This window comes from Flavobacteriales bacterium, from assembly GCA_013001705.1.
Taxonomy (GTDB): Bacteria; Bacteroidota; Bacteroidia; order Flavobacteriales_D; family JABDKJ01; genus JABDLZ01.
Genome location: JABDLZ010000135.1, coordinates 1 through 7,609, shown reverse-complemented (window position 1 = coordinate 7,609; position 7,609 = coordinate 1). Strand labels below are relative to the sequence as shown.

Genomic DNA, 7,609 nt, shown 5'->3' with positions numbered 1-7,609 from the left:
GTCTTCCCCGCACCTGGAGGGCCGATCAGAATGACATTGTGACCCCCTGCTGCCGCAATCTCGAAGGCGCGTTTGATATTCTCCTGTCCTTTGACATCGGAGAAGTCCACCGGATACTCGCTCACTTTCTTTGCAAACTCGGCCCGGGTATCGAATTCCACCGGTTCTAGCTCGGAATTCCCATCGAAGAAATCGATGACTTCCTTGATGTTCTCCACGCCATATACATCCAAGTCCCCTACTATGGCCGCCTCCATGGCGTTCTCCTTGGGAATGATCATTCCCTTGAATCCCTCTTTCCTCGCTTCTATGGCAATGGGTAGTACACCTTTCAATGGTCTGAGACCTCCGTCCAGTGCCAACTCCCCCATGATGATATAATCCCCCACCTCATCCGATCGCATCTGCTCGGTCGCTGCCAGTATGCCTACCGCAAGTGTTAGATCATACGCGCTCCCTTCTTTACGGATGTCGGCCGGAGCCATATTGATGGTGATCTCCTTGATCGGGATCTTATAACCGATGTTCTTCAGGGCAGCCGAGATACGCTGATGGGCTTCTTTGACCGCACTATCGGGTAGGCCTACCAGAAAGAAATTGACGCCTTTGGCCACCACGTTGACCTCCACGGTCACAATGGTCGCATGTATGCCCATAAGGGCACTACCGTAGGTCTTTACAAGCATCGAGGATCAGCGAATGGTCAGGAACAAAGAAAAGAATTCTAATAGCCAGTGATACCCTTCAGCACCTCTTCGGCATGGATGGTCAATATGGGTATCTCGCTGTGATTGACCAGACGCTGGGCATTGGCCCCCATGAAGAATCCGGCTGCGGGCTCGGTCTCTGACATAGCGATGATCAGATCGGCACCCACCTTGTCGCCATAGTCCATCGTGGCGTTGGCGATATTGCCTCCGAAATGCGAACTCATTTTACACTCGATGCCTTGTTCGGTAAGCATCTCCACGGCCTGTTCGCTGTATCGGGTAACGCGATTCTGGGTGTCCTCATCGTCCCATTTACTGGTCGCCAACACATAGACCCGTGATTGGAAATAGCTGGCCATCTTCTTCACCATAGGGATCTTCTGTCTGGATTCTGAAGAGTCATCCATGGGAATGACGATACGGTCGAAACTGTCCTTGATAAAACTCTCACGCATCGTGAGCACAGGCACCGGGCTGGATGATACCACCCGATAGGCATTGGATCCAATAAAGAAATCCTGTACCCCACTCGTACCGTGGGTACCCATGATGATGAGATCGGAACCTAGGGACTTGGCCGCATCCACCACCTCTGAAAAGACCCGACCACTGGGTCGGATATAGATCACATCCTTATCCGTCCTACGCTTGATCTTCTCGATGATCTTCTTGACCTTGCGTTCGAGGTCATCATCTGAATTGACGCAGACCATGGTCAATCGTGCATCGAATCGCTGAGAGAGGTTGACGGCCGTGCGTAGTGCTACGCGGGCTGATTCAGAATTGTCAAAAGGGATGAGGATGTGCTCAAAAGTCTCGTTCATGGTCTGGTCGTCTAGTTCTTCGTGAATATACAAAGCCTTGACCTGAATCCTCCACCCTTATTCCTGACCACCTAAGGCAGACTCGATCTGCATGATCAAACAATGGATGGCTTTGATATGGATCTCCTGTGCATGATCGGCAAACTCCGTACGTGGAGCCCGTATCTCCACATCGCAGAGATCGGCCAGGTCACCGCCACTCCTTCCGGTCAATCCTACCACATGCATGCCCTTCTGCTTGGCCACCTCAGCGGCTTGGATGACATTGGACGAATTGCCTGAAGTACTGATGGCCAGAAGCACATCGCCTTGCTGTCCCATCCCTTCGATAAAGCGCGAGAATACATTCTCATAGCCATAGTCATTGGCTACACAACTCAAGTAGGAAGGGTCAGAGATCGCAATGGCCGCATAGCTGGGTCGATCGTTCCTGAACCGACCGGTCAATTCCTCTGCAAAATGCATCGCATCACTCATGGAGCCCCCGTTACCACAGGAGATGATCTTACCACCGCCCTCAATGGCCGAGGCCATCAATTCTCCCGCGTCATAGATGGCTTGGAGGTTGTGTTCTTCTTTGAGAAAGCGTTGAAGGGCCTCTTGGGATTCTTCCAGATATGCTCTGATCTGTTCTGGCATGATGCCAAAGAAAAGCAAATCTCAGCGCCCTTGGGCCAACTGCTGATGAGCATCCAAGCCACACCGCAGGAAGTTGGCATACTCCTCTTTATCGGGAGTATAGGGAACCGGATTGTTGAGAAGCGTGCCTTCTGGGCTCAAGAGCACGTAGAATGGCTGTGAATTGATGTTGAAGGTCTCCGCTTGCAAGGTGCTCCATTTATTGCCATAGGTCTTCAGCGTGCGGGTCTTCCCATTCTTCAAGGTGTACTCCACCTGCTCTTCTTCAGGCAATTCCTTGCTGTCATCCACATAGAGGGACACGAGCACATACTCGTCTTTGATCATGTCCATGATCTCGGGTTCGGGCCAGACATGCTCTTCCATCTTCCTGCAATTCACACAGGCATATCCGGTAAAATCGAGAAGAACGGGTTTACCCGTACTCTGCGCATAGGCCATACCTTCATCGAAATCGTGGAAACATTCCAAAGCATGCGGGCACTCACTCGGATAGATGAAACTATAGCCCACGGGAGGGGCCAATCCACTCAATAATTCCAATGAGGTGAAGGTCTCGGTCTTCTCATTGTATCTGAATCCGGAGATCAAGTAGATTGCAAAGGCCACGGATGCCAATCCCAATATCATTCTCACAGCCGAGATCTTCTTGAGTGGACTATCGTGGGGGAATTTCAATTTTCCGAATAGATACAAGGCGAGACCGATCGCACAAAGGATCCACACGATCAGGAAGGGCTCGATCTTGAGGACCTCCCAATGACCCACGAGGTCGGCATTGGAAAGGAACTTGAAGGCCAAGGCCACCTCCACGAATCCCAAGACCACCTTGACCGAATTCAGCCAGCCTCCCGACTGAGGGAGGGAATTCATCCAGCCAGGGAAGGCCGCAAAGAGTGCAAAAGGAAGTGCCAGTGCGAGTCCGAAACCACCGAAGCCTGCCGTCAATTGCATCGCTCCTCCATCATTGGTCAATGAGCCGGCCAGCAAGGAGCCCAGGATGGGTCCCGTGCAGGAGAAGGACACCAAGGCCAAGGTCAAGGCCATGAAGAAGATCCCGATTAGACCTCCAATGCTACTTGCCTTATCATCCATCTTATTGGTGAATGAGCTGGGAAGTGTGATCTCGAAGTAGCCGAAGAAGGAGATCGCGAAAACGATGAAGACCACAAAGAAGACCAGGTTCAACCAGATATTGGTCGAGATGCTATTGAGGATATCGGGATTGATCCCATCCAGCAGGTGGAAGGGAAGACTGAGCAATAGATAGATGGCAAAAATGAAGAAGCCATAGAGAAAGGCTCTGCGTATGCCTTTTGCCCGATCCTCACTGCCCTTGGTGAAGAAGGACACCGTGAGCGGTATCATCGGGAAGACACATGGGGTAAGGAGAGCTACCAATCCGCCTAGGAATCCAAGGAAAAAGATGTTCCAGAGATTGGTCTCCGTCTGTTGGGCCTCTCCGCACTCTATGATCGGATTCTCCAGATCCACATTGGCCAGTTGGAATCGGCCTTCCAAGGCGGGGTCATTGGTGATGCTGCCTGTAGCTCCGCTGAGGTCAACGGCCTTTCCGGTCTTGAGGTCTATCTTGAAAGGGATGTCTTCTGGAGGGAGACATTTGCTATCGTCACAGACCATGAAGGTGAGCATACCCTCTACAAATCCGGAATTGCTTTCATCCATCTCTATGCGCTGCACGAAATCAGCCGTGCCTTCGAAATAGCTGAGATCCATATCGAAATTGGGATCGTAGCTCACCAGGGGTTCTCCTTCCTGGGTCTCTCCTATCAGGGTGAAGCCTCCGGAACTATCTGCAAAGGTGAAGGTGGTAGGCACCGGTCCGAAGTCGCTCTCCAAATTCTGTGAATAGAGATGCCAATGCTCATCGATCTCAGCTCTGAGGGTTATGTCGTATTGACTGTCCGAGCCCTCTACAGGGGCAGCAGAGAAGGTCCAATCCACGGGTTCGAGGATGCCCGATGCAGACTGACCATCCCCGGTGGCTCCTTCTCCGAGGGTGAAGCTATAGGGTGCAGGTTCAGGGAAAATGCATTTGCTGTCATCGCAGGTCATGTAATTGACCATACCGGTGAGCACAGCACCCTCCACTCCATCCAGTTCGACCGATTGTGTGAATACCACCCGTTCTTCGAAAAAGGGAATATCCATCTCGAAGTTGGGATCATAGTCCACAATGGGTTCCGGTTCTTCTACTGGTCCCAAGAAGGTGATACCTTCTACCTCATCATGGTCGAAAGAGGTGGGTACCGGACCGATCTTGGTGGTATCCAAATGCTGCGAATATAGATGCCAGTGCTCATCCATCTCAGCGATATACTGCAAGCGATACGTACCATCCTCCAGTGCTTCTACCTCGAAGGTCCACTGCACCGGATCCAGTATCTGCGATATCAGAGGTGAAAGGCAGAGGTGGAAGAGTACGAGTACAAGCCAATGTTTCATGTGCATAGCAATAAGAAAGGCAAAAGTAGCTTGAACATTGTACTAGGATTGAGAGGAATTGAAAACTAGCTTGGATTCTTATACATCCAATTCATCTTCCAAGCCCAACTGGAAATAGCGTCTGGCCCAGCCAGCAGTGAGATAGAACAAAGGCGTATCGAAAAGCGCGACCAGTACCTTGTAGGCAAATCCATTGACGAAAAGTATCCAGAAGCGGTCCCAAGCTATGGCCTCGAAATAACAGAGCAATCCGAGTACCACCATGGTATCGATGAATTGACTGGGGATGGTGGAGAAGTTGTTCCTCAACCAGAGTTTTTTGCCGTGGGTGAGTCGCTTCCAGAAATGGAAGATGCGGATGTCGATGAATTGAGCGATGAGATAGGCCATCATAGAGGCGAAGACAGCTACACCTGTCAATCCGAATACCGAGGAGAAGGTACGATCATCGACCGGTGACCACGGAGTGGCCGAGACCAGATCGGCCACAGCCACTATACCTAAGACGAACACCGATGCGATCACGCCCGACATCACTACTCTATTGGCTTTCTTGCGACCATATAACTCGGAGATAAGATCGGTCACCAAGAAGGTGATGGGATAGGGGATCAAGCCTACACTGATCTCAAAACTGTAGTCCCAACCAAAGGCCGTGAAAGGTTGCCAGGAGAAGAACTTCTGAAAGATGAGATTGCAGGCGACCAGACTTGCGATGAAGATCGCTGCCAGGAATAGATAGAGCCGTTGGGCCTGCTTATTTTTCGTTGCCTCCAAGGAACCCAAAAATAGGATTCGGGAAGCTGTATCGACCGAATTCTCGATCAGGAACACCGAATACTGGATCTTTTTGTGTGCCTGCAGATCGCTATCCATATTCGATCTGTATAAACCAATCATTCCCAGCTTTTAAGGAACACAGGTTTCTTCTTTCTGCTTGGAATCCAATACGTACGATCATGAAAAAAACTATTCAACTGATGATGCTTCTCATAATGAGCAGCACATTATTCGCACAAGCGCCAGAATTCCAGCGGTTCAATTATCAAGCAGTTGTCCGTGATGCTGGAGAATTACTTACTGATGAAACATTCGCTGTCCGATTCACCATTCGCCAGAATAGTGCAGTAGGACCCATCGAGTATCGAGAAAGTCATATAGTGACAACAAATGCCTATGGCTCATTCTCTGCGGTGGTTGGTGATGGATCCCCTATTTCAGGCGATATCCTGTCTTTGGGTTTTGCCACTTCCATTCTATTCTTAGAAGTCGACTTGGATAGGGGTTCGGGTTGGGTGAATCTAGGAGTACAGCAATTGGGCTCAGTACCTATGGCCAATAGGGCACTCTTTGCTGAATTCGATGATGACAACCAGACCCTCAGCATTTCTGGTCAGCAATTGAGTATTGCGGGGGGAAATTCTGTCATTCTACCTTCCATATGGTCGACCAGTGGGAGCAACGCATATCGCAGTTCTGGAAATGTCGGTATCGGCACAATCAACCCTGAAGAGAAGGCTCACGTAGTCGGAAATCTTTTTGTTCAGTCCAATTTTGGAAATATGATCATCGGATATCCCAATAATGGGAATCAATGGAGAATAGGTACGCTGAGTGGTGGTCAGGATATTCAATTCCGGTCAAAGGTCAGTGGAACTTCCACCGCTAACACCCGAGTTGTTTTCAAGCAAAACGGACATGTAGGTATTGGCTCAAATACCAATCCAGATGAAGAACTGGTCATCGGCTCCAATTTCGGTTCTGGATGGGCTGTTCCAGCAATGACCGTAGGAGGAAACGGTGAATTAGGAGGTGGTATCGAAATAGGTAATGACTCTTATCAATTAAATCTTGATGCAGGAGATGCATTTGGAAGAGCCAGGATCAGAGCAGACACTCCATCAGGTCAAGGTACCGCTGAAATCGAAATGAAGACGGATGGACTAGCCATAGGTGTTGACGCTGGCTCTCCTGGATTATATATGCTCAAAGTAGAACATAGTTCCTTCGGTCTGGATATAAACAACGCATCTTCTGATGATGACTGGGAGATATATTCATCTAGTAGTGGTAATCTATTGTTATATGCCAATGGCACGAACAGAGGAAGTTTCAGCGGCACGACTGGCGCTTACACGTCTATATCAGATAGGAGTATGAAAACGAACATCCGACCTGTCGAATCCATCCTCGATAAGGTCATGCTACTTGAGGCTTCGCGCTATCAGTACAAAGACAATAACCCAAGCAATAGAGAATCTCTTGGATTCATCGCTCAGGATGTGAAGGAGATTTTCCCAGAATTAGTCTACGTGGCAACGAACGAGCGAAACAAAGGACTCCACACGATGGACTATAGCGGATTCGGAGTCATAGCTATCGCAGCTATTCAGGAACAACAGGCTGAGATCGAGGAACTGAAAAAGCTGGTACGTGCGCTGCAGAGTAGTATCGAGAACCTATCAAAATAGGACCGATGAAACAGCTACTCATTGCGCTGGGTATATGCTGTACCGGGATGGTACAGGCCCAGACTTTAGAACGACAAGTGCTCTCCACCAATGGAGGGTACGAAGTAAATGGAGACCTCAGTCTAGAATGGACCATGGGTGATCTATCCGTATTGACCAAGAGCAATGGAAATCTCTTGGTCACAGAAGGCTTTCAACAAGGCTTCGATAATTGTCAAGTCTACGATAGCCCTCCGGTCGATCTGACCAAGTCCTTCGATCCTGTGAATGGGGTCAAAGACCGCGTTCAACTCAAATGGTACAAGCTAAGTCCCTTCATCCGATATTCGGATCAAGACGCAGCGGCATGTGATATCAAGTTCTGGAAGAAGCGGACCTTGGATCCTGAAACAGGTAATCCGGTAGGTCCAGTGATCACGAATCCAGATACTATACAGATCACGGATGCCAAGAAGTTTCAAGGCGATGGAGTGACTCCACGAGAGATCTTCAAATGGCC

At 49.6% G+C, this 7,609-nt stretch carries 7 protein-coding genes; 2 read left to right on the top strand and 5 right to left on the bottom strand.

Annotated features, from left to right (window positions below; translation table 11 throughout):
* The 5 genes from HKN79_05580 to HKN79_05560 form a co-directional block, all read right to left on the bottom strand.
* Positions 1-686: magnesium chelatase (locus HKN79_05580; protein NNC83028.1), on the bottom strand; the 686-nt coding region annotated here is incomplete at its 3' end.
* 38 nt (positions 687-724) lie between these two features.
* Positions 725-1,534, bottom strand: coding sequence for a universal stress protein (locus HKN79_05575; protein NNC83027.1), 810 nt, complete (start codon positions 1,532-1,534; stop codon positions 725-727).
* Between the two features lie 57 nt (positions 1,535-1,591).
* Positions 1,592-2,176 (bottom strand): D-sedoheptulose 7-phosphate isomerase, encoded by a 585-nt coding sequence (gene lpcA, locus HKN79_05570; protein ID NNC83026.1) that lies wholly within the window; start codon positions 2,174-2,176, stop codon positions 1,592-1,594.
* Between the two features lie 18 nt (positions 2,177-2,194).
* A complete protein-coding gene (locus tag HKN79_05565) occupies positions 2,195-4,639 on the bottom strand; it encodes a hypothetical protein (GenBank protein NNC83025.1) in 2,445 nt (814 codons plus the stop codon).
* Between the two features lie 78 nt (positions 4,640-4,717).
* The gene (locus tag HKN79_05560) at positions 4,718-5,515 is read right to left on the bottom strand and encodes a queuosine precursor transporter (protein NNC83024.1); all 798 of its coding nucleotides are present in this window, start codon (positions 5,513-5,515) and stop codon (positions 4,718-4,720) included.
* A 104-nt stretch (positions 5,516-5,619) separates the two neighbouring features.
* Between HKN79_05560 and HKN79_05555 the strand changes: the two genes are divergently transcribed.
* Both HKN79_05555 and HKN79_05550 read left to right on the top strand, forming a co-directional pair.
* Entirely contained in the window at positions 5,620-7,110 is a 1,491-nt protein-coding gene (locus HKN79_05555) for a tail fiber domain-containing protein (protein ID NNC83023.1), read from the top strand.
* A 5-nt stretch (positions 7,111-7,115) separates the two neighbouring features.
* On the top strand, positions 7,116-7,609 hold a 494-nt coding region (locus tag HKN79_05550; GenBank protein NNC83022.1), incomplete at its 3' end, for a hypothetical protein.

Bases quoted from the DNA above. Each gene is read 5' to 3' on its own strand.
- HKN79_05555 (NNC83023.1), top strand. From the start codon at position 5,620: ATGATGCTTCTCATAATGAGCAGCACATTATTCGCACAAGCGCCAGAA.
- HKN79_05575 (NNC83027.1), bottom strand. From the start codon at position 1,534: ATGAACGAGACTTTTGAGCACATCCTCATCCCTTTTGACAATTCTGAA.
- HKN79_05560 (NNC83024.1), bottom strand. From the start codon at position 5,515: ATGGATAGCGATCTGCAGGCACACAAAAAGATCCAGTATTCGGTGTTC.
- HKN79_05565 (NNC83025.1), bottom strand. From the start codon at position 4,639: ATGAAACATTGGCTTGTACTCGTACTCTTCCACCTCTGCCTTTCACCT.